The sequence below is a fragment of the Microbispora siamensis genome (assembly GCF_016863095.1).
Classification (GTDB): Bacteria; Actinomycetota; Actinomycetes; order Streptosporangiales; family Streptosporangiaceae; genus Microbispora; species Microbispora siamensis.
Genome location: NZ_BOOF01000005.1, coordinates 39,097 through 61,219, shown reverse-complemented (window position 1 = coordinate 61,219; position 22,123 = coordinate 39,097). Strand labels below are relative to the sequence as shown.

At 71.9% G+C, this 22,123-nt stretch carries 20 protein-coding genes; 11 read left to right on the top strand and 9 right to left on the bottom strand.

All coding sequences use genetic code 11. The features are described from left to right. The first annotated feature begins 35 nt into the window (after positions 1–35). The gene (locus tag Msi02_RS06835) at positions 36–1,601 is read left to right on the top strand and encodes an MFS transporter (protein WP_204047574.1); all 1,566 of its coding nucleotides are present in this window, start codon (positions 36–38) and stop codon (positions 1,599–1,601) included. Here the strand turns inward: Msi02_RS06835 and Msi02_RS06830 are convergent. After that, on the bottom strand, positions 1,522–2,700 hold the full coding sequence (locus tag Msi02_RS06830) for an FAD-dependent oxidoreductase (RefSeq protein ID WP_204047573.1): 1,179 nt from the start codon (positions 2,698–2,700) through the stop codon (positions 1,522–1,524). The two genes, Msi02_RS06835 and Msi02_RS06830, sit on opposite strands and share 80 nt — an antisense overlap. Before the next feature lie 138 nt (positions 2,701–2,838). Further along, a complete protein-coding gene (locus tag Msi02_RS06825; protein ID WP_204047572.1) occupies positions 2,839–3,486 on the bottom strand; it encodes a PadR family transcriptional regulator in 648 nt (215 codons plus the stop codon). 113 nt (positions 3,487–3,599) lie between these two features. On the opposite strand from Msi02_RS06825, the gene Msi02_RS06820 reads away from it, so the two are divergent. The 3 genes from Msi02_RS06820 (at position 3,600) to Msi02_RS06810 (ending at position 8,224) form a co-directional block, all read left to right on the top strand. Continuing rightward, entirely contained in the window at positions 3,600–4,262 is a 663-nt protein-coding gene (locus Msi02_RS06820) for a DsbA family oxidoreductase (protein WP_204047571.1), read from the top strand. Positions 4,263–4,356: 94 nt separating this feature from the next. Continuing rightward, positions 4,357–6,402 (top strand): hydantoinase/oxoprolinase family protein, encoded by a 2,046-nt coding sequence (locus tag Msi02_RS06815; RefSeq protein ID WP_204047570.1) that lies wholly within the window; start codon positions 4,357–4,359, stop codon positions 6,400–6,402. Beyond that, positions 6,392–8,224 (top strand): hydantoinase B/oxoprolinase family protein, encoded by a 1,833-nt coding sequence (locus Msi02_RS06810; RefSeq protein ID WP_204047569.1) that lies wholly within the window; start codon positions 6,392–6,394, stop codon positions 8,222–8,224. Before Msi02_RS06815 ends, Msi02_RS06810 begins: the two co-directional genes overlap by 11 nt. 103 nt (positions 8,225–8,327) lie before the next feature. Here the strand turns inward: Msi02_RS06810 and Msi02_RS06805 are convergent, their stop codons facing one another. After that, entirely contained in the window at positions 8,328–8,663 is a 336-nt protein-coding gene (locus Msi02_RS06805) for a hypothetical protein (RefSeq protein ID WP_204047568.1), read from the bottom strand. A 385-nt stretch (positions 8,664–9,048) separates the two neighbouring features. On the opposite strand from Msi02_RS06805, the gene Msi02_RS06800 reads away from it, so the two are divergent. The 3 genes from Msi02_RS06800 to Msi02_RS06790 all read left to right on the top strand — a co-directional run bounded on the left by Msi02_RS06800 (position 9,049) and on the right by Msi02_RS06790 (position 12,064). Beyond that, entirely contained in the window at positions 9,049–9,204 is a 156-nt protein-coding gene (locus tag Msi02_RS06800; protein ID WP_204047567.1) for a hypothetical protein, read from the top strand. A 182-nt stretch (positions 9,205–9,386) separates the two neighbouring features. Beyond that, complete coding sequence (locus Msi02_RS06795) at positions 9,387–10,553, top strand: CaiB/BaiF CoA transferase family protein (RefSeq protein WP_079314112.1); 1,167 nt, start codon at positions 9,387–9,389, stop codon at positions 10,551–10,553. Next, the gene (locus Msi02_RS06790) at positions 10,550–12,064 is read left to right on the top strand and encodes a carboxyl transferase domain-containing protein (RefSeq protein WP_204047566.1); all 1,515 of its coding nucleotides are present in this window, start codon (positions 10,550–10,552) and stop codon (positions 12,062–12,064) included. The genes Msi02_RS06795 and Msi02_RS06790 overlap by 4 nt, the downstream gene beginning before the upstream one ends. A gap of 61 nt (positions 12,065–12,125) precedes the next feature. On the opposite strand, the gene Msi02_RS06785 is transcribed toward Msi02_RS06790, so the two are convergent. The 5 genes from Msi02_RS06785 to Msi02_RS06765 form a co-directional block, all read right to left on the bottom strand. Next, entirely contained in the window at positions 12,126–12,572 is a 447-nt protein-coding gene (locus tag Msi02_RS06785) for a hypothetical protein (RefSeq protein ID WP_079314110.1), read from the bottom strand. Continuing rightward, positions 12,569–13,027 carry a hypothetical protein gene (locus Msi02_RS06780; protein WP_226872717.1) on the bottom strand — a complete coding sequence of 153 codons (459 nt, stop codon included), beginning with the start codon at positions 13,025–13,027 and terminating at the stop codon, positions 12,569–12,571. The genes Msi02_RS06785 and Msi02_RS06780 overlap by 4 nt, the downstream gene beginning before the upstream one ends. A 10-nt stretch (positions 13,028–13,037) precedes the next feature. Further along, entirely contained in the window at positions 13,038–13,766 is a 729-nt protein-coding gene (locus Msi02_RS06775; RefSeq protein WP_239108183.1) for a carbon-nitrogen hydrolase family protein, read from the bottom strand. Beyond that, positions 13,759–14,820, bottom strand: a complete 1,062-nt coding sequence (locus tag Msi02_RS06770; RefSeq protein ID WP_204047564.1) for a DUF418 domain-containing protein — start codon at positions 14,818–14,820, stop codon at positions 13,759–13,761. The genes Msi02_RS06775 and Msi02_RS06770 overlap by 8 nt, the downstream gene beginning before the upstream one ends. Positions 14,821–14,955: 135 nt before the next feature. After that, positions 14,956–17,130 carry an FxsB family cyclophane-forming radical SAM/SPASM peptide maturase gene (locus Msi02_RS06765; RefSeq protein WP_239108182.1) on the bottom strand — a complete coding sequence of 725 codons (2,175 nt, stop codon included), beginning with the start codon at positions 17,128–17,130 and terminating at the stop codon, positions 14,956–14,958. A gap of 447 nt (positions 17,131–17,577) precedes the next feature. Here Msi02_RS06765 and Msi02_RS06760 point away from each other — a divergent pair, with 447 nt between their 5' ends. Together Msi02_RS06760 and Msi02_RS06755 are read left to right on the top strand one after the other, a co-directional pair. Beyond that, positions 17,578–18,741: a pyridoxal phosphate-dependent aminotransferase gene (locus Msi02_RS06760; RefSeq protein ID WP_204047562.1), complete on the top strand. Its 1,164-nt coding sequence runs from the start codon at positions 17,578–17,580 to the stop codon at positions 18,739–18,741. A 115-nt stretch (positions 18,742–18,856) separates the two neighbouring features. Continuing rightward, on the top strand, positions 18,857–19,159 hold the full coding sequence (locus Msi02_RS06755) for a hypothetical protein (RefSeq protein ID WP_204047561.1): 303 nt from the start codon (positions 18,857–18,859) through the stop codon (positions 19,157–19,159). On the opposite strand, the gene Msi02_RS06750 is transcribed toward Msi02_RS06755, so the two are convergent. Next, a complete protein-coding gene (locus tag Msi02_RS06750) occupies positions 19,143–19,784 on the bottom strand; it encodes a TMEM175 family protein (protein ID WP_204047560.1) in 642 nt (213 codons plus the stop codon). The two genes, Msi02_RS06755 and Msi02_RS06750, sit on opposite strands and share 17 nt — an antisense overlap. Before the next feature lie 214 nt (positions 19,785–19,998). Between Msi02_RS06750 and Msi02_RS06745 the strand changes: the two genes are divergently transcribed. Next, complete coding sequence (locus Msi02_RS06745; protein WP_239108181.1) at positions 19,999–20,934, top strand: carbamate kinase; 936 nt, start codon at positions 19,999–20,001, stop codon at positions 20,932–20,934. Then, the gene (gene bar, locus Msi02_RS06740) at positions 20,934–22,040 is read left to right on the top strand and encodes a barbiturase (RefSeq protein WP_079314102.1); all 1,107 of its coding nucleotides are present in this window, start codon (positions 20,934–20,936) and stop codon (positions 22,038–22,040) included. The genes Msi02_RS06745 and bar overlap by 1 nt, the downstream gene beginning before the upstream one ends. The last annotated feature ends 83 nt before the right edge of the window (positions 22,041–22,123 follow it).

Sequence of the window (22,123 nt, the reverse complement as noted above, 5' to 3'; positions counted from 1 at the left end):
GAACCACCCGACCTCCCGGTCTGGAGGCCTTCTTCATGACGCACACGTCGACCGACCAGCCCACAGCAAGAGCGAGCGGGGCCCTCGTCCCGGTGCTCGCCTTCACGGGCGTCGTGGTCTCGGTGATGCAGACCCTGCCGGTCCCGGTGATCAAAGACCTGCCGCAACTGCTGGGCACCGAACCGAGCAACGCGACCTGGGTCATCACCTCGACCCTGCTCTCCGGCGCCGTCGCCACACCGATCATGGGCCGTCTCGGCGACCTCCACGGCAAGCGCGGCATGCTGGTCCTCAGCCTCGCGGTGATGGTCATCGGCGCACTCGTCAGCGCCCTCACCAGCGACCTGCTCACGGTGATCGCAGGCCGGGCCCTCCAGGGCTTCGCGATGAGCGCGATACCCCTCGGCATCGGCCTGATGCGCGACACGCTCCCCCGCGAGAGGCTCGGCTCGGCGATGGCCCTCATGAGCTCCTCCATGGGCGTCGGCGGCAGCCTCGCCCTGCCCGCCGCGGCCCTGGTCGCCCAGCACACCGACTGGCACGCCCTCTTTTACGGCGCCGCCGGCCTCGGCATCCTCTGCATCGCCCTCACCCTCCTCGTCGTCCCCGAATCCCCAATCCGCGCGCAGGGCACCTTCGACGTCCTGGGCGCGATCGGGCTGTCCGCCGGTCTGGTCCTCTTCCTGCTGCCGATCACCAAGGGCAGAGACTGGGGCTGGACCTCCGGGACCACCCTCGGGCTGTTCGCCGCGGCGGCGGTCGTACTCGTCCTGTGGGCCGTGATGGAGCTACGTCTCAAGGCACCGCTGGTGGACCTGCGCACCACGGCCCGCCCCGCGGTTCTCTGCACCAACCTCGCCTCGATCACGGTCGGCATCTCCTTTCTGGCCGCCTCGCTGGTCCTTCCCCAGCTGCTCCAGCTGCCGAAGGCCACCGGCTACGGCCTCGGCCAGTCGATGGTGGTCGCCGGCCTGCTCGTGGCACCGCTCGGCCTGACCATGATGTTCACGGCCCCCCTCTACGCCCGGCTGTCCGCGAAGTACAGCCCCAAGGTCACCCTGATCCTCGGCATGATGATCATCGCGATCGGCTACGGGGCCGGCCTCGGCCTGATGAGCGCCCCCTGGCAGAGCCTCGTCATCACGGTGATCCTGGGCCCGGGCATCGGCCTCGCCTACTCCTCCCTGCCCGCTCTGATCGTCGGCGCTGTCCGCGCCTCGGAGACGGGCGCGGCCAACGGCCTCAACACCCTGATGCGCTCGATCGGCTCCTCGGCCTCCAGCGCCGTCATCGGCATGGTCATCGCCAACACCGCGAACGACGTGAACGGGGTCGCGGTCCCGACCATGCACGGCTTCCGCGTCTCCTTCCTGGTCGCGGCAGGTACGACGGCGATCGGCCTGCTCATAGCCCTCCTCCTGCCCCGAGCCCGTTCGCCTCGTCACATCCGGCAGCGACCGCCTTCCAACCGAAGGCCGGTTCCGCCGCGGCGGAACCGGCCTGTGTGGTTCGGCTCCCGACCTACGCGTGGGTGCCGACGGGCGCGTCCCAGTCGATGCGGTAGCGCTGCTCCGGGCCCACGGTCTTGTCCGGATTCATGAACGTCTTCAACATCAGCGGCATGAGAAGCGGCATCAGCCTCTGCACGACCGGGCCCGGTGTCTTGGCGTGATTGATCTTGGAGGCGCGTGCCGCCACCTTCTCCACCCGGGCACGGCGGAGCCGCTCGTACGTGGCGAACGCCTGCGGTACGTCCTCGATGTCCCGCAGGCAACGGGCGAGCTCGACGGCGCTCTCGATGGAGAGCGACGCGCCCTGTCCCGAGCTGTTCGACGGCGCGTGGGCGGCGTCGCCGACCAGGACCATCCGGTCGCGGTGCCAGTGCGGGACGCTGGGCATGATGTAGAGCGCGCCCGTCACCTGCATCGACGTGACCGGGGTGTGCCGGAGCAGGTCACCGCCGGGCACGTCCTCGCCGTACGTCTCGCGCAGGATGCGCATCCACTCCTCGCGCGGCACCTCGCGGGCCTGGGTGAGGGGCAGGGGGCGATGGTAGGGCAGGTTGACGCCCCAGGTGCTGCCGGCCGCCGCGTTGCGCCAGTACAGGTAGAAGCCGCGCCTGCCGAAGGCGAAGACCATCGTCCCCGGATCCTCGGGCACCTCGTATGAGGACACCCCTTCCAGGCCGAGCATCCCGGTCCACTTCGGCCCGGGCGCGTCCGGATCGATGATCCGGCGCACGGTGGAGTGGACGCCGTCGGCGCCGACCAGGACGTCGAACCGGGCCCGGCTGCCGTCGTCGAAGAGCGCTGTGGTGCCCTCGACCCCGGTGAGCCTTCTGCCGTACTCGACGTCGACGCCCTGCTTCACGGCCTCGTCGTGAAGTGCCCGGTAGAGGTCGGCGCGCCGGACCACGTGCAGCGGTCCGACCTCGGACAGGCTGGGCAACTCCAGGCGCGTGCGATTGGCGAGCGTCATCACCGAGCGCGTGCTGGGCTGCGCGGCCGCCCGCACCGCGTCGGCCACCCCGACGATTTCCAGCGCCGCCATGCCGTTGGGGGCGAGGGCGAGCGATCCGCCGACGCCGTCGGCGCCGGTCGGGTACGCCTCGTAGATGGTGGCGCCGATGCCCGCCTTGCCCAGCGCCAGCGCGGTGACCGGGCCGGCGATGCCGCCGCCGATGATCGCGACGTTCTTCATTTCTCCTCCTGTCGGTTGACGTGCTCGCCGAACCGCCATGGGAGGAGACCCGTTATTCTCGATTCGTTGCATCTTCGGGCCACCGCATGTCGGTTCGAAGGTTCTCCTGGTGGCGGTGTTGCAGCACCGCCACCAGGGCTAATTGTCGGTGATGTTGTTTTCCGCGAGTTCCTTCATCTCGGCTGACAGCCCGCCGCTCTCGTGGAAGGCCCGCCACTCCGGCAGCCCGGGGAAGGTGCCCGTGGTGAGCTCTTCGAGCAGGGCGCGGATCCAGCCCTCTTCCGCCTTGAGAATCGCCAGGTCGTACTCCGTCTCGATGAGGAACAGGCGCGGCACCTGCGCGCTGTCACGTTCGTAGAGCTCCTCCAGCCCGGCGATCCCCTTCCTGATCGCCGCGAGCCGGTCGGTGAGCAGCCCGGCCACGTCGTCCGGGGGGAGCACCGCCATGACCGACAGGCCGGCTCGAAACCACGGGAACTCCGTGTGGGGAACGCTGAGCAGCTCCCGGGTCCAGTCGACCAGCTCCTCCCGGCCCGCTTCGGTGATCTGGTAGACGGTCCGCTCCGGGCGGCGCCCCTGACGGCCGCTCTCCAGTTCCTCGATCAGCCCGTGTTTGGCCAGGTTGCCGACGACCGTGTAGAGAGACCCCCACTTGATCCCCATGTCGTGCTCTTTGTTCCAGCCACGCAGGGCCGCCGCCATCTCGTAGGGATGCATCGGCCGATGCGCGAGCGCGGAGAGCACCGCCAACGCCAGCAGATTCGCCACCTTGCGCCGCTTCGCCATCGCCGATCACCCTCTTGCTTGTTTACTCGTCCACGAATATACGTACGCGAGTTCCTGACCGCAAGACCAGCCGGCCGGGAATCGGCCGCCGGAGGCGCTGGTTGGGACATGTCGTGAAAGTCGAGATCTTCTCCGATGTCGTGTGTCCGTGGTGCTACATCGGTCACCACCGTCTCCGGCAGGCCGTGGGCCTCTACGAGGGGGACGTCGAGGTCACCCATCGTCCGTTCCAGCTCGACCCCGACGGGGTCTCCAGCGGTGAGCCGTTGCTGTCCGCGCTGGAGCGCAAGTTCGGCGGCGCCGCCCGGGTGACGCAGATGACCGGGCACGTCACGGGCGTGGCGGCGCAGGACGGGCTGGACCTCCGCTTCGACCGGGCGGTCGCCGCCAACACCTTCGAGGCGCACCGGCTGATCTGGCTGGCCGGGCGCGCGGGGCGCGACGGCGACATGGCCGACCGGCTCTTCCGGGCGCACTTCACCGACGGCCTCGACGTCGGCGACCCCGCCACGCTGGCGACGCTCGCCGCCGAGACCGGCGTCGAGGACACCGGGGACGGCGCCGAGCAGGTGCGCGCGGAACTGGCCCGGGCTCGAACGCTCGGCGTCCGCGCGGTCCCGCTGTTCCTGTTCGAGGAGAAGTTCGCCGTCTCGGGCGCGCAGCCCGTCGAGACGCTCGTGGCCGCCCTCCGGGAGGTCGAGGCGCGTACGGCCCAGGAGAGGACCGTACGCGTGCCGGGCGGCGAGGACTGCGACGACGGCGCCTGCGCGGTGTAAGCCACCCGTCCGGGCAGGGTCTGACGACAGGACGGCGATTCTTCGGCAGAGTGCGCCGGTTCTTCCGATCGGCGGCGATCGGTAAACACGGAGCATGTCCAGCGTCCGCATCGGGGTCGACACAGGCGGCACCTTCACCGACGTCGTGCTCGTCGACGAGGAGTCCGGCCAGATCGTCACGACCAAGACTCCCTCGACTCCTGCCAACCCGGCCGACGGGTTCATGGCAGGCGTTCACAAGGTGCTCGAGGCCCACGCGGGGTCCCGCGCCCTCGATGCCGTGTCCGCCCTCGTCCATGGCACCACCGTCGCCACCAACCAGTTGCTGGAGGACCGCCCGGACGGCACGTCTCACCTGGGCTTCGTCACCACGGAGGGCTTCGAGTTCGTCCTGGAGATCGCCCGGCAGAGCGTGCCGGACGGGTACGGCAACTCCTACTTCTGGGTCAAGCCGCCGCGTATCGTGCCCGTCCACCGGGTGCGGACCGTCGGGGGACGGCTCGACCACCTCGGCCGGGAGGTCCGGCCGTTCGACGAGGAGCAGGCGGCGGACGTCGCCCGGTGGTTCAGGGAGCGGGGCGTGACCGCCATCGGGGTGTGCTTCCTGCACTCCTACGCCAACCCCGAGCACGAACGGCGGATGCGCGAGGTGCTGCGGCGCGAGCACCCCGAGGCGGTCGTGTCGCTGTCGAGCGACGTGCTGCGGGAGTACCGGGAGTACGAGCGGTCGGTGACCACGCTCGTGGACGCGGCGGTCAAGCCGATCATGCGGCGGTACATCGAGAACCTGTCGGAGCGGCTCGGCCGGCCGTTCTCCGTCATGAAGAGCAACGGCGGCGTGCTGTCGGCGGCCGAGGTGGTGCACCAGCCGATCACGACCGTGCTGTCCGGCCCAGCGGCGGGGGCGCTCGGCGCGGCGCTGATCGCGGGGACCGCCGGGCACCCGAGCGCCATCACCCTCGACGGCGGCGGCACCTCGACCGACGTGGCCGTCGTGGTGGACGGCGAGCCGTCGCTGACGACCGAGGGCAGCATCGGTCGCTACCCGTGCAAGATCCCCATGATCGACATCGTCACGGTCGGGGCGGGCGGCGGGTCCATCGCCTGGATCTCGCCCGAGGGAACGCTGAAGGTCGGCCCGAGGTCGGCGGGCGCGGACCCCGGCCCGATCTGTTACGGCCGGGGCGGCACCGAGGTGACGGTGACCGACGCCCACGTCTTCCTCGGCCGGGTGCCCCCGCATCTGCTCGGCGGCGAGATCCCTCTCGACGTCGCCGCCGCGCGGGCGGGCGTCGAGGCGCTGGCGGGCCGGCTGGGGCTGACCCCGGAGCGCTGCGCCACCGGGATCCTGGAGATCAGCGCGTTCAACCAGTCGAACGCGATCAGGCAGATCACCGTCCAGCGCGGGCTCGACGTGCGGGACTTCCCGATGGTCGCCTTCGGCGGCTCCGGGCCGCTGCTGGCCTGCCGCCTCATCGACATCCTCGGGCTGCGGGCCGCGATCGTCCCGCCCGACCCCGGGAACGTGTCCGCGTTCGGCCTGCTCACGGTCGACGTGAAGAACGACTATGTGCGCACGCACGTCGCCCGCGACCCCTCGCCGGCGGCGGTCGGCGAGATCCTCGCCGACCTGGAGGCCCAGGCGGCGGCCGCGCTCGACCGCGAGGGATTCGCCGAGCACGTCTACGCGCGCAGCGCCGACCTGCGTTACTACGGCCAGGCGTACGAGGTGCGGGTGCCCGCCCCCGACGGCCCGGTGGACGAGGCGTGGCTCGCCGTGGTCGCCGAGCGGTTCCACGCCGAGCACGAGAGGCTCTACGGGTACGGCTACCGCGACGACCCCCGCCACGCCGTCGAGTGGGTCAACCTCCGGGTGTCCGGCATCGGCCCCATCACCCGGCCGAAGATCGCGCCCAGGCCCCGCCAGGAGGACGAGCCGAGCCCGGTCGCGACCCGCGACGTGTACTACGAGCAGTGGGGCCGGACCGTGATCTACCGCCGGGGCGACCTGGGTGCGGGGGCGGTGGTGCGAGGGCCCGCCGTCATCGAGGAGTACGGCTCGACCCTGCCGGTGCATCCCGGCTTCACGGCGACCATGGACGACTACGGCAACCTCGTGGTGGTGAGCGATGACCGATAGGACCGTCGACCCGGTGCTCGTGGAGATCGTGGAGGGCACGCTCGCCTCCGTGGAGATGGAGGTGGAGACCGCCATCGCCCGCACCGCCCGCTCGCCCATGATCCGCGACGCGCACGACTTCCGCGCGGGGATCCACGACGCGCGGCTGCGCAAGCTGACCGGTCGCTCCTACTCGGCGCTGGTGCAGCCGGTCGCCCGCGACTTCCCGATCGGCACCATGCGGCCCGGCGACGTCTTCTTCCACAACGACGTCTACCTGTCGGAGGGCGGCATCGGCCACCTGCCCGACCTGTGCGTGACGGTGCCGGTCTTCCACGAGGGCGAGGTCGTCGCGTTCGTCCAGGCGTTCGGCCACCACGACGACATCGGCGGCGCGGTGCCGGGATCGATGCCTTCGCACGCGCGCAGCGCGTTCGAGGAGGGCCTGATGGTCCCGCCGATCAAGCTGTGGGACCAGGGCGTGCCCAACCGCGCCGCGCTCACCATCATGACGCGCAACTCCCGGATGCCCGACTCCCTGGCCGGGGACCTCGACGCGGAGTGCTCGGCCTGCCTGATGGGCGCGCGGCGGCTCGGCGAGCTGTTCGACCGGTACGGCCGGGAGGCGGTCGAGGCCTGCTTCGACGCCATCATCGGCAAGACGACCGAGACGTTCCGCCGCGAGCTGCTCGCGAAGATCCCCGAGGGGGTGCACGTCTGGGAGGACTACGCCGAGCACGACGGCGTGGACGAGCCGCGCCTGCACACCCAGCGGATCACGCTCACCGTCGACCACTCGGCGGAGACCCCGCTGACCATCGACTTCACCGGCACCTCGCCCCAGGCCAAGGGGCCGATCAACCACGCCGGCGACTACGCCGACGGCGTCTTCCTGAAGAAGTGGCTGGCGCCGATCCTGCGCAACCTCGCCGACACGCCCGAGCGGATGGCCGAGCTCGACGTCAACGAGGGCGTCGTGCCGCTGATCAAGATGGTCTTCCCGGAGAAGGGCACGCTGCTCACGCCGATCTTCCCCGCGCCCACCAACGCCCGTACGTTCGTGATCCTGCGCCTGCTCGGCGTGCTGGCGGGCGTGCTGGCCAAGGCGACCGGCGGCCGCATGCCCGCCGACCAGGAGACCATCCGCTACACCGGCGTGTACGGCGAGTCGGACGACGGGCCCTACCTCATGCGCGAGGTGCTCGGCGGCGGCTCGGGCGGGCGCTGGTACGCCGACGGGGAGGACACCATCCACGTGGTGCCCGACAGCCGCAACATCCCGGTGGAGTTCGCCGAGGCACGCTGGCCGTTCCGGGTCGAGCGGCTGGGGCTGGCCGTGGACAGCGGCGGGCCGGGGGAGTTCCGCGGCGGCCTCGGCTACGACAAGCACATCCGCATGCTGCGGGACGCCTCCTTCATGTCGATCGCCGACCGCTCGATCCTGTCGTGCTGGGGCGTTAACGGCGGCCGGGCGGGCCGTCCCTTCCAGGTCACCGTGGACGGCGTGGAGATGGAGGGCCTGGTCGACGACTTCCCCGTACGCGCCGGGCAGGTCATCCGCATCCGGACGACCGGCGGAGGCGGCTGGGGCTCGCCGTACGACCGGCCGGCGGAGAGGGTGGCGGCCGACGTGCGCGACGGGAAGGTCTCGTTCGAGGGTGCGCGCGAGGACTACGGCGTCGTGCTGTCCGGCACCCCCGACGAGGTCGTGGTGGACGCGGAGGCGACCGAGCGCCTGCGGGAGCGGCTGCGCCAGACGCGTCCCGCCGCCTTCTTCGACCGCGGCCCGGGGTACCCCAAACTGTCCGGCGGCCTCCCGCACGCGGAGGTGGACACCGTCTGACGCGCTACCGAAGCGGCGCCGAGGACCGTCGTCGGCGCCCGACGGTGCGCCGTGCGCCGGGAAGCCGAGGGCCGGGCATGCGGGACTCCGTCCCGCCTCGGCCTCAGCCGCTCATCGCGGCGGAACGGGAGACCTTGGCGGGGGTGGCGCGCAGCTCCGCCTCAAGCTCTGCGATCACCTGCTGAACGGCGCTCCTCATCCGCGCCCGGCGGCCGTTGAGCTCCTCGGCGAAGGCGCGAGCCGCCGGGCCCACCCATACGGGTTCACCGCCGAACTGGGCGCAGGCCCGGTCCAGGGCCGTCTCCAGGACGTGGACGTGCTGCCGGACCGTCTCGAGCGCGGCCCGCAGGTCGTCGTATTTCGGCACCCGCGATTCGACCGGTCCGAACGCGCTGGGCAGCAACTGGTTGGCGTCGCCGAGGTTCGCGCCCTCTGCCATCTCGGTGGCATACGCGCCCGCGATCTCGGCGAGGTGTACGCGCGTGGGCGGGGCGAAACGGAATCCCGACGTCTCGGTGATGACGGTGAACGCGAACCGCGCCGCGGCGCCGCTGTGGGCTCCGTCCCTCTCGTCATAGTCCCTTCGCGGCGAACATCCGCCGGACGGCCTCGGCGCGCTCCCCGATGACCCCGCGGGCGTGCTCCAGCTCCTTGACGAAACGCTCCATCCGATCGCACGTCACGCCCCCAGAGGTCGTGTATCGACGCCGCCCGTCATCCGCGGCTCTCACCGTACCGCCACGTGTGCCGCTGCAGCCGGGGATTGGCGGCGGTGTCCGTGGGTAGCCGTTCAGTAACGGCACAAACGGGATGGTGAGTTACAAATGGCGTCTATCGTCCAGCGCATCAGGGACTATCTGCAGACCCCCAAGGGTCGCGAGAACGTCGAGAAGGCCAAGACCATGGCGCGTGATCCGGAGAACCGGCAGCGGCTGCGCCGGCTGATGGACCAGGTGCGCGGCCATCGCGCGCACCGCTGACGTCCCGGGGGCCGAGCGCCCGCGGCCGGAGGCGGTTCCGGATGCGGACGTGGCCGGGAGGTGCGGGGCCGTACGGGCGGCCGGGAGCGCGGACCGGGCTGTCGTGCCGGAGGGGTGACCTGGCAGGCTTGCCGGTGGAGACCGAAGGACGTTCTCCTTAGCGACCCCCGTGGAGGCTGGCCGTGCAGGGACCTCTCAGCGGCATCGTCGTCCTCGATCTGTCCCGGGCACTCGCCGGGCCGCACTGCGCGCAGATGCTCGGCGACCTGGGTGCTCACGTGATCAAGGTGGAGCACCCGTCGGGGGACGAGTCGCGCGGATGGGGTCCGCCCTTCGTCGGCCCGGACCACGACATATCCACCTACTTCCTCGCGGCCAACCGCAACAAGCGGTCGATCACGGTGGACATGAAGTCCGAGGAGGGCCGCGACCTGGTCGAGCGCCTTGTGCGGCAGAGCGACGTGCTGGTGGAGAACTTCCGCACCGGGGTGCTCGACCGCCTCGGCTTCTCCGTCGAGCGCCTGCACGCGCTCAATCCCCGGCTGGTGATCCTTTCCATCACCGGGTTCGGCCACGACGGTCCCGAGGGCGGCCGGCCGGGCTACGACCAGATCGCCCAGGGAGAGGCCGGGCTGATGTCGCTGACCGGGCCGTCGCCCGACGAGCCGTACCGGGTCGGCGCCTCGATCGCCGACCTGCTCGCGGGCATCCACGGCGCGTACGGCGTGGTCGCGGCGCTGTACGAGCGCGAGCGCACCGGCCGCGGGACGGTGGTCAGGACGTCCCTGCTGGCGTCGGTCGTGGGTGTGCACTCCTACCACGGCACCGCCTGGACCGTCGGCGGCGCGGTGCCGAAAGCCGGCGGCAACCACCACGCCTCCATCGCCCCGTACGGCGCCTTCCGCTGCGCCGACGGCATGATCCAGATCGCGGTGGCCAACGACGGGCAGTGGCGTAAGGTCGCCCAGCTACTGGACATCGATCCCGAAATGCCGAAATATGCGACAAACAGGGATAGGTTCGCCCATCGGGAAGAGCTGATCGCCGAGATGGAGAAGGCGCTGGCGGCGCACGACCGCGAGCACTGGCTCGCGGCGCTGCGGGAGATCGGCGTGCCCGCGGGCGCGATCCGGTCGATCGACGAGGTGTACGCGTGGGACCAGGTGAGGTCGCAGGGCCTGCTCGTCACCGTCGACCATCCCGTGCTCGGCCCGGTCGAACTGCCCGGCCCGCCGCTGCGGTTCGACGGCCGTGCCTCGGACGACGGGCATGTCGCGCCTCCCGGCCTGGGCCAGGACAACGACGCCGTGCTCGACTGGCTGGCCGAACGGGAGCGGCGCTCGCCATGACCGGCGGCGACGCGGGCAGGCCGGACACGCGGACGCTGATCGCGCGGGTGCTCGACCCGCACTCGTGGAAGTCGTGGGACGAGCCCCCGCGGGACCGGGCCGCGCCCGGGTCGGAGTACGCCGCCGAACTCGCCCGCGTCCGGGCCAGGACAGGGTACGACGAGTCGGTCGTCACCGGCGAGGGCACGCTCGACGGACGCCGGGTGGCCGTCGTCGCCTGTGAGTTCTCCTTCCTGGCCGGCTCGATCGGTGTGGCGGCGGCCGAGCGGCTCGTCCGGGCCGTCGAGCGGGCCACCGCCGAGCGCCTGCCGCTGCTCGCCGCCCCCGCCAGCGGTGGCACCCGCATGCAGGAGGGCGCGCTGGCCTTCACCCAGATGGTGAAGATCACCGCGGCGGTCGCCGCCCACCGCGCCGCCGGCCTGCCGTACGTCGTCTACCTGCGCCATCCCACGACGGGCGGGGTGTTCGCGTCGTGGGGCTCGCTCGGGCACGTGACGGCCGCGGAGCCGGGCGCGCTCATCGGCTTCCTCGGGCCGCGGGTGTTCGAGTCGCTGCACGGCTACCCGTTCCCCCGTGGGGTGCAGGTCGCGGAGAACCTCTACGCCCACGGGCTGGTCGACGCCGTGGTCTCGGCGGAGGACGCGCGGGAGATCGCCATCCGGACGCTGGCCGTGCTCTGCGCTCCGCGCGCGGGCCTGGAGCCCGGCCCGGAGCCCGGCCCGGAGCCCGAGGAGGCGGCCGAACCGGTCCCCGCGTGGGAGGCCATCACCCGCTCGCGCCGCGACGACCGCCCAGGCGTGCGCGACCTGCTCAAACACGGCGCACGGGACGTGACCCCGCTGCACGGCACCGGCACGGGGGAGCGTGACCCCGGCCTGCTGCTGGCGCTGGCCAGGTTCGGCGCCGCGCCCGCCGTTGTGCTCGGCCAGGACCGGTGGCGGCAGCGGGCGGGCAGCACGCTCGGCCCGGCCGGGCTGCGGGTGGCCCGGCGCGGCATGCGCCTGGCCGGTGAACTGGGCCTGCCGCTGGTCACGGTCGTCGACACCGGCGGGGCGGAGTTGTCGAAGGCGGCCGAGGAGGGCGGCCTGGCCGCCGAGATCGCCCGCTGCCTGGCCGACCTCGTCATGCTCGACGCGCCGACCGTGTGCCTGCTGCTGGGGGAGGGCGCGGGCGGCGCCGCGCTGGCCCTGCTCCCGGCCGACCGGGTCGTCTGCGCGCAGCACGCCTGGCTGTCGCCGCTCCCGCCGGAGGGCGCGTCGGCGTTGCTGTACCGCACCGTCGACTTCGCCCCGGAGATCGCCGCCGCCCAGGGCGTACGCGCCGCTGACCTGCGGCGGGACGGCATCGTGGACCGGATCGTGCCGGAACGGCCGGACGCGGCGTACGAGCCGGAGGAGTTCTGCCGCAGGGCCGGCCGCACGCTCGAACACGAGATCGCGGGCCTGCTAGACCGTCCGGCGGGGGAGCGGATGGCGGCCCGCTTCGCCCGCTACCGGTCGCTGGGCTGCTGAACCGCCCTCCCCTTCCACCGGCGAACGGCTCCGGAGAACCATGTGCCGGCCCGGAGGTCTCTCAAGAACTCTCCTGACCGTCCGCCCGGTCAGGAGTGAGCGGCACCGGCACGCGCTCCACCCGGATCGCGTGGACCTCGTCGCGGGGCACGACCACCTCGTAAGCGCCGTGGTCCACCAGCCAGTAGCCGAGAGCCTCGGCCTTCAGGCCGTTGTGGCCCGTGTAGGCGATGTGCAGGCCGCCCTCCCCGCCGTCGCCGCCGTCGTCCTCGTCCAGCACGAGGCACGGCTCGCCGCCGAACGCCCCGACCGTCCGCAGCAGGGTCAGCCGCTCCAGCGCGGCCCGGCTCACCCGCAGCCGCCAGTAGCCGCCCGCGGCGGTGAACCCCTCCTGCGGCGTCTCGCTGAACAGCACCACGTCGTCGCCGCCGGGCCCGACCGCGGCGGCGTAGTCCCGGTCGCGGTAGCGGGCGACGAATCCCAGGCCGACCGGCTCGATCTCGCTCATCGGGCCGGCCGCCAGGTCAGGCCGTCGTACGCGGCGAAGGGACGCTCACCGGCCGCGGTGAGGTGGACGATCTCCGCGCCCGCGGGGATCGGCATGGGCATCGTGTGGAACTGCGGCACCACCTGCTCGCGCGAGGCGGTGAAGCCGTTTCCGGTGAAGGGCGGTGCATCGCTCCAATCACCGCCCATGTGGGGGCCGTACGGGACGACGTAGGTGTCGATGTCCCGCGCGTCCCAGCGCATGATGTACAGCTCGGGCACGTCCGGCGTCAGCTCCGATCCGTCGAAGCACAGGTCGAGGGCCTCGACGAGCGCGGCGGGGGCGGTGAGCCGGTCGCAGTCCTGCACGCGGTACACGTAGCCGGAGATGATCGTGCGACGGCCCGACAGGTACGGCACGAGCAGCCGCGGCGGAACCACCTTCTGCATCCGCGTCCTGCGTCCCGGCTCGCTCATGGGGCCAAGTTTACGATCTGCTGACTCCGAGCCGGCGGTGTTCGAGGGAGGGGAGGGTGGCGCGCGCGGTCTCGGTCCACGCCGCGTCGATCTCCGCGACGAGCACGCCCGGGCCCGTGCCCAGGTCATGCCGGGCGACGCCCATCGGATCGACGAGCATGCTGCGGCCCACACCGAACCCGTCCGGTATGGCGGGATTGGGCGCCTGGCCGACCGCGATGGTCCAGGTGGTGTTCTCGATCGCCCTGGCCCTGACGAGGGTCGTCCAGTGGTCCTCCTTCAGCGGTCCCGAGCCCCAGGCGGCGATCACCGCGAACGTGTCCGCGCCCTGGTCGACCAGCGCGCGGGCCAGTTCGGGGAAGCGGACGTCGTAACAGGTGATCAGGCCGATCCTGAGCCCGGCCAGCTCCACGACCTCCGGCACGTCTCCCGGCGCGACCAGCTTCGACTCCTTCGCCCCGAAGGAGTCGAACAGGTGGATCTTCCGGTAGGCCGCGGCGAGCGAGCCGTCCTCCCGCAGGGCGACGGCGGTGTTCCAGACCCTGCCGTCCGCGGCGGGCTCGAAGACGCCGGCGATGACGGCCGTGCCGTGCTCGCGCGCGGCCTCGGCCAGGCCGGTGACGAACGGGCCGTCCAGCGGCTGGGCGGTCTCGACGATCCCCGGGCCGAAGCGGGCGAGCGTCGCCTCGGGGAACACGGCGAGGTCGGCCCCTCGCGCCCGCGCGAGGGCGTCACGCACGGTCGAGAGGTTGGTCTCCGGGTCGTGGTCTACGGGGATCTGGCACAGCGCTACGCGGGTCACGGATCACAGTCTGCCCGGTCGCCGGCTCGCCCCACCAGGTGAGCGTGCGCCAGATCCACTCCAGCGGGCCGTGCCGGTGCCGGGCGAGCCACCACCTGCAGAAGACCGCCTGCGCGGCGACGGTGACGACGGCGAGCACCACGACGGCGGCCCCCGTGCCGTCGGCCTCCAGAAGCGGCATCGCCACCACGATCACCGTCGTGCCCGTCACGTAGTTGGTCAGCGTCATCCGCCCCAGCGCCTCGAACACCGCCGTATGACCGGCGAGCAGCAGGAACGCCGCCGCGTAGGCCACCCCGCCGCACAGCGCCGCCGCCTGGTAGACCCCGCCGCCGGGCGGCGCGTGGTTCCACCACCAGGTCAGCCCGGCCGCGAGCAGGGCCGCCGCGGCGCACACGACGCCGAGGAACGGCCCGCCGCCCAGGCCGTCCGCTCCGCCGAGGCGCCCGGCCCCCCTTCTCGCCTCCGCCTCGGGGGCGGCGGCCAGGCCGAGCAGGAACAGCGCGGTGATCAGCACGTACGGATGGGGGTCGAGCACGGCGGCGACCAGGACGCCGCAGCCCGCCAGCAGCACGGCTCCCCGGGGCAGGAGGCTCGCCGGAAGCAGGACGACCACCCCCAGCAGCGCGTACGGCAGCAGCACCTCGCCGGGGTCGATCAGGATGTGCGCCGCGCCCAGCGCGGCGAGCACGACCAGGCGCCGCAGCATGACGACGCGCGGGCGTCTCGTACGCAGCCGCGCCGAGCGCAGGAACAGCGCGAAGGACAACCCGAACAGGAACGCGAACATCGGGTAGAAGCGGCTCTGGAACAGGTTCACCATCGCCCAGTCCAGCGAGGTCGGCCCGTGCCGCACCCTCTGCTGCCAGGCGTTGACCAGCATGATCCCGCACACGGCGAACCCGCGCAGCGCGTCGACCCGCCGGATCCTGCCCGCCGCCACGTTCACCCGCCAGTCCCTTCGTGAGCCGGGCGGCCAGAGCACCAGCACCCGCATCTCCCGCTCGCGGGCGTGACGACTGGCGACCGGGTCCCGCAGTCACCGCTCGTGCCCCATCATGGCAAGTCGTTCGATCCCGGTTCCAGCGCCATGCCCGAGGACGGACAGACGGGGCCCGGCAGCGCGTCACCTCCGCCGGGAGTGCCCGGGCAGGGGAAGGCGGGCGGCGGCCTCGGCGAGCCCCTCGGCGAACCGGCGTCCCACGGCCGGGAGCGCCCCGTCGGTGATCCGGCCGATCGCCGCCGTCAGCCGCGCGAGTTCCTCGTCCCCGAGGAGCCCGGCGACGGAAAGCAGTCCGTACACGTCGCACAGCAGCCGCTCGCGGCTCGGGTCGCCGCCGGTGAGATCGAGCAGGTCGAGCAGCGCCCCGAGCTGGGCCCGGTGGAAGTGCTCGATGAGCAGCCGGGCCGTCGTCTCCGGGCCGGCGCCGAGCGGGAGGGCGACCGCGCCGTACGCGGTGCGGCCGGCCGCCCCGGGCGTACCGGCCTTCAGCGGCGTCAGCACCCGCAGGCCGGCGCGCATGGCGGCCCGCTGGTCTTCGGTCAGGGAGGCGAGCGCCGAGCGGACCACCTCGCCCCATTCGGCGGCCGTCTCGCCGGTGAGCCGGTCCTCGACGGGCAGGCCGTGGCAATCGCGGTACGGGTCGACGTCGTCGAGCAGCAGGCGGAGCCCGGCGGCCTCGATCGTGCGGACCGGCTCCCAGAGGAGGCTGTCCTCCGACAGCCACCGGCCGTCCACCCGTACGGCGAACGACCCGTCGTGGGCGTCCACCTCGGCGTGGTCCTGGCCGTCCGCGCGCATCCGCCCGAGTCCCGGCAGGTGGACGAAGGTCCCGGTGACCGGCACCGTGACCTTCACCGCCAGGCCGGTCCGTACGGCGGCGACCGCGGCGACGGCCGCGAGGTGACCGGCGTCGGCGGCGGTGAGCCGGGCGGGACCGGCGGCCGCGCAGCGCGCCGCCCAGGCGTGGACGTAGGGATGGCTCAGCAGGTCGTCCACCGCGTCGCGGTCCGCCCGCTCGGCGTCCACCAGGACGGACCAGGACTCCTGGCCGGCGACGACCGCCGCCGCGCGGCCCGCCGCCAGGCGGGCTCCGCTGAGCTGCGGGGCGCGCAGTCGTGCGACGTCGTCCGCCCCGGCGCTCCCCGACGCCAGGGCGTCCAGCGTCGCCACCGGCAGCCGGTGGACGGGGGCGGTCGGGTTCCGCCGCTCCTTGTCGATCAGATGGGAGATCAGCCGGAACAGGTCCGCGCAGTAGACCGAGGGGTTGGCGAAGCCCGAGCCCGTCCGATAGCGGTGCGCGTACAGGCCGCCGCCGCAACTGGTGACGAGCGGGCAACGGCGGCATTCGTCGGCCAGCGAGTCCAGTCCGCCCTGGCGTGCGGCGAAGCCGGGATGCCGCGCGGCCTCGTTCAGCGAGTGACGGAAGACGTCGAATCCGGTCGCGGGCGCGCCGTCGTAGGCGGTCTTCAGCGAGTCGGCCTGCTCGTAGGAGCCGTCGGTCTCGATGACGACGAGGTCGGACGGCCGCAGGCCGAGCGACTCGGTCTGGCTGTCCCCGCCCGAGGCGGTCAGGGTGATCGAGTCGAACATCCTGACCGGGACCGGCCTGCCGTCCGCGCGCCACCGGTCGTGCACCGCGGTGAGCCAGTCGGCGTACGCGGTCCGCCGCCCGCCGGGCCGCAGCGGCGGGCTGTCCCACGTGGCGTGGGGCAGCAGGAAGTCGACGCGCGGAGGGCGCAGCGCGACGAGCGCCTCGTAGACCGCGACGGGATCGTTGCGGACGTCGATGGTGCACAGCAGCCCGGCGTAGAGATGCGGGTAATCATCGCGCAGCAGGGTGATCGCCCGGACGACCTGGTCGTAGCTGCTCCGGCCGTTGGCGTACCGGCGGTGGAGGTCGTTGGCCGCCCGGTCGCCGTCGATCGACACGCCGACCTTGACGCCCTCGTCCGCGAACATGTCACAGAAGGCGCGCGACAGGAGCACGCCGTTGGTGTGGATGCGCAGGTCGAGGTCGCAGACACCCTCGACCGCCCGGCGGAGCGTACGCGAGAATCGCCGGAGGCGATCGATTCCGGCGAGGAGGGGCTCGCCTCCGTGGAAGACGACGTGCGTCGTCTGGATCCGATGCTCGGCGGCGTGCTCCGCGATCCGATCCGCCACCCGGGCGGCGGTCTCGTCGGACATGACCATCGGCCGTCCCCGCCAGCTCGTGTCGGCGTGTTCGTACACGTAGCAGTGATCACAGGCCAGATCACATCTGCTGGCCACCTTCAGCACGAATTGCCGGAACGGCACGATGGGCGGATGCATTACGAGCGGGCGAAATCAGATGGACGAATCGAACGACGAGCCCGGAGTCCTCGTGTGACGGCCGCCCGGCGGCGTGGACGGCGAGGAAGCGGTGACGCCGGTGACGTGTGTCCTGATCGCTGCGTCGTCGTGCATGGCGGCACCTGGTTTCTGGGCATGAGAGCAGTCGACGTCGAAACCCTGTGGCGCGGGGAACGCCTGCGGTATTTCCGCAGGTGAACGCGTCCACTCCGTCGGGATTCGAACCAGGGGAGCGTACCAAGGCGAGCATGACGCCGGCGCTCCGTATTGTATTCGCACAACGATAAATTGCCGATGCATGTATCGGATTGTCCGTAGGAATAGGCATAAGTACTCTTTCGGTGCCTTTGTGGTGATCGGGAGGTCTGCCGGCGCGTGCCATCCTCCGTGGTCCCGGATAGGGTGAGCGCCGTGAAGGAGCCGCTGGTGCGGCGGATGCGGGAGTTCGGCACGACCGTGTTCGCCACGATGACGAAGCTGGCCGTGGAGACGGGCTCGATCAACCTGGGCCAGGGTTTCCCCGACACCGACGGGCCGGAGCGCATGCTGGAGCGCGCGGTCGAGGCCGTGCGGAGCGGCCTCAACCAGTACCCGCCCGGACCGGGCCTCCCGGAGCTGAGGCAGGCGGTCGCCGAGCACCGCAAGCAGTGGTACGGCCTCGCCTACGACCCCGACGGGGAGGTGCTCGTCACCGTCGGGGCCACCGAGGCCATCGCCGCGGCGATCCTCGCGCTCTGCGAACCGGGCGACGAGGTGGTCGTCTTCGAGCCCTACTACGACTCCTACGCCGCGGCCGTCGCGCTCGCGGGAGCCGTCCGCAGGGCGGTCACGCTGCGTGTCGACGCGGGGCGGTTCACCTTCGACCCGGCCGAGCTGGAGGCCGCGATCACTCCTCGCACCCGGGCAATCCTGGTGAACTCGCCGCACAACCCGACCGGGACCGTGTTCACCCGCGAGGAGCTGGAGTGCGTCGCCCGGATCTGCCTGGAGCACGATCTGATCGCGGTGACCGACGAGGTCTACGAGCACCTCACCTTCGACGGCGTCGAGCACGTTCCGCTCGCCACGCTGCCCGGCATGCGCGAGCGCACGGTCATGATCTCCTCCGCGGGCAAGACCTTCAGCGTCACCGGCTGGAAGACCGGCTGGGTGTGCGCTCCGGCGCCGCTCGCGGGCGCCGTGCAGGCGGTCAAGCAGTTCCTCACCTTCACCGCGAACGCCCCCTGGCAGGCCGCGGTCGCGTACGCCCTGCGCGAGGAGATGGAGTGGGTCGCGGCCCAGCGGGCGGCCCTCCAGAGCAAGCGGGACCGCCTCGTGACGGGCCTGACGGAGGCCGGCTTCGACGTGCTCCGTCCCGCCGGCACCTATTTCGTGCAGACCGACATACGGCCGCTCGGCTTCGAGGACGGGCTGGAGCTGGCCCGGCGGCTGCCCGAGCTCGCAGGGGTGGTGGCCATCCCGACCCAGGTCTTCTACGACCACCCCGCACGGGGCCGGCACTTCCTGCGGTTCGCCTTCTGCAAGCGCGACGAGGTCATCGACGAGGCCGTGACCCGCCTGCGCCGCCTGTCCTGAGCGAAGCCGCCTGGATGCCGCGGCTGAAAAAGTCGTTATCGCCTACCGTCACGTGCTGTGTACTGTCGGTGATAGCGCCAACCGTGACGCGCCGCCGGATGGTGGAGACATGAGCATGATGCTTCGCCTCGATGAGGCGCAGAGCGAGGCCCTGCGGCGGTGCGCAGAGAAGGAAGGCCGCAGCATGCAGGAGGTCGTCGCCGCGGCGGTGAAGGAGTACCTCCTGCGCGCCGCCGATGAGGAGACCGAGCAGCTGGCGATCGAGGCGGTGCGCCGCTGGAAGCCACTCCTCGACCGGCTCGCCCAGGACTCCGCCGACGATGCCGCCCCTGCGAGTTGTGATCGCAGTGGCCTCGGTAAAGCTCACGAGGCCGACGAGATCGCGGACGTGTTGCGCGGGTTCACCGCCTCATCCTGAGCACACGGACCGTGCCGGCGGCGACGAGCGGGGTCGCCAGCCACAGGAAGGGCACCGCGGTGACCGCCCACGCGCTCGCCACGGCGGTCAGCAGCCAGTAGACCCCGATCGCCCAGTAGATCCAGGCGTTGCCGCGCAGGCGTCGCAGGTCAGCGTCCGGCCGGTGCAGGCGCTGCGCCAGCACCAGAGTGAACAGCGCGCCCTGGCAGAGCAGCAGGACGGCCTCGTTGCCGGCGAACAGGCCGGTCGCCACGGCCCTGCCGTCCGCCTCGGCCGGCAGATGGCCGGCGTTGGTCTCGCCGAAGATCGACGTCGTGTACGGCAGGACGGCCACGAAGAACAGCAGCGGGATGTGCAGCAGGAGCATCGGCTGGGACACCCGCTCGATCTGGTCGAACAGTGTGTGATGGGCCCGCCAGGCGAACCAGAGCATGAGAAAGGCGATGGCGAAGGCCATGAAGGAGCCGGAGTGGTCGCCGAAGAAAGCGCCCAGCCGCTGGAAGTCCTCGCCCTCCGGGCGGGGGAGTTCCAGGGCGAGCAGCGTGATGGCGATCGCGAAGATCGCGTCGGCGAAGACGCCGACGCGTTCGTGTGTGAGCCCGGGACGCACCTGAGGCGTGGCCATGCGGATCTCCAGGAAAGGGGGGCAGTGGCGAGCATTCTGGCAGAAGCCGCCTCGGACGGAAGCCGGGCGGCGACGGGACGGCCACGACCCCGTGAGAACCCCCTGCGCGCTGACGAGCGTGAATGCCGAGCTTGGTGAAATCTGCCCATGGTTGCGGCAGGGGTGGGCGAGACTCGCCAATGAAGGCCCGGATGGGGCTGGATAGTTTCCGGGTGTGGGCGGACGCGTACTGATCGCACTGGGCGGCAACGCCATGACGGCTCCCGACGGGAGCGCGTCCCCGGCCGACCAGCAGCGGGCGATCGGCGAGGCCATGGCCCACGTGGCGGCGCTCAGCAGGGCCGGGCACGAGGTGGTGCTCACGCACGGCAACGGCCCCCAGGTCGGCAACCTCCTGTTGAAGAACCAGCTCGCCGCCCACGTCGTGCCGCCCGTCCCGCTCGACTGGTGCGTGGCCCAGACGCAGGGCACGATCGGCACGCTCATCATGAACGCCCTGCAGCGCGAGCTGGGACACGCCCGGGTGGCGGCGATCGTCACCCGCACGCTCGTCGACCCGGCCGACCCGGCGTTCCAGGAACCCGTCAAGCCGATCGGGCGCTACTTCGGGGAGGACGAGGCGCGCCGATTCGAGGGGCACGGCCAGGTTTGGCGGCGGTTCGACCGCGGGTGGCGGCGGGTGGTCGCCTCGCCGCGGCCCGTGGAGATCCTGGACGCCCCCGCCGCCGTCGCGCTCATCGACGCGGGGTTCATCGTCGTCGCCGCGGGAGGCGGGGGAGTGCCGGTCGTGCGCGGGGAGGACGGCACGTTGACCGGAATCGAGGCCGTGGTCGACAAGGACCTCGCCGCCGCCGTGCTGGCCGCCGCCGTCGGCGCGACCGAGCTCGTGATCGCGACGGACGTGCCGTACGCCGCCGTGGACTTCGGCACGCCCCGCGCCCGCCCGATCGGGGAGATCGACGTGGCCGCCCTGCGCGAGTTGCAGGCGGCCGGTCACTTCGCCGGAGGCAGCATGGGACCCAAGGTCGAGGCCGCCCTGCGCTTCGCCGAGGAGACCGGGGGACGGGCCGTGATCACCTCGCTGCACCACATCGGTGCCGCGCTGTCAGGAAATATCGGTACGAGGGTGTACAGAGGGGTGGAGAGATAGTGCCGGATCCGATCGAGGTACGGAAGGTCCCCATCGAGAGCGTCACCGACGCCTCCGGGCTGGCGAGGCTGATCGACGACGGCGTGATCGAGGCCGACCGCGTGCTGGCCGTGATCGGCAAGACCGAGGGCAACGGCGGCGTGAACGACTACACGCGGATCCTGGCCGACCGGGCCTTCCGCGAGGTGCTCGTGGCCAAGGGCACGCGCACCGCAGACGAGGTCGCGCAGGTGCCCCTGGTGTGGTCCGGCGGCACCGACGGCGTGCTCAGCCCGCACGCGACGATCTTCGCGACCGTCGATCCGGCCACGGCCGTACGGACCGACGAGCCGCGGGTGAGCGTCGGCGTGGCGATGAGCGAGGTGATCCTCCCCGAGGACATCGGCAGGCCCGCCATGGTCGAGAAGGTGGCCGCCGGGGTGCGCGAGGCGATGAAGATCGCCGGCATCGACGACCCGGCCGACGTCCACTACGTGCAGACCAAGACGCCGCTGCTCACGCTGTCCACGATCACCGACGCCAAGGAGCGCGGCCAGACGGTCGTCACCGAGGACACGCTGAAGTCGATGGACATCTCCAACTCCACCACGGCGCTCGGCATCGCGGTCGCGCTGGGGGAGATCGAGACGCCCTCGGCCGAGCAGATCCACAAGGACCTGTCGCTCTACTCGTCGGTCGCCTCGTGCTCCAGCGGCGTGGAGCTCGACCGGGCCCAGATCGTCGTGGTGGGCAACGTACGCGGGATCGGCGGGCGGTACCGCGCCGGCCACTCGGTCATGAAGGACGCCCTGGACACCGACGGGATCTGGGAGGCCATCCGGAGCGCCGGAATCGACCTGCCCGAGCGCCCGCACCCGGACGACCTCGGCGACCGGCTGGTCAACCTGTTCATCAAATGCGAGGCCGACCCGTCGGGCCGCGTACGCGGGCGGCGCAACATCATGCTCGACGACTCCGACGTCCACTGGCACCGCCAGATCAAGGCGACCGTCGGCGGGGTGGCGGCGAGCGTGACCGGCGATCCGGCCGTGTTCGTCTCCGTGGCGGCAGTCCACCAGGGCCCGTCCGGCGGAGGCCCTGTGATCGCCATCGCGGATCTGGGCTGATCGGGCTTTCCGAGCTGGGCTGATCGGGCTTGCGGACCTGGGCTGATCGGCGGAACGGAGCGCGTACGGCACCGCCCGGGGCG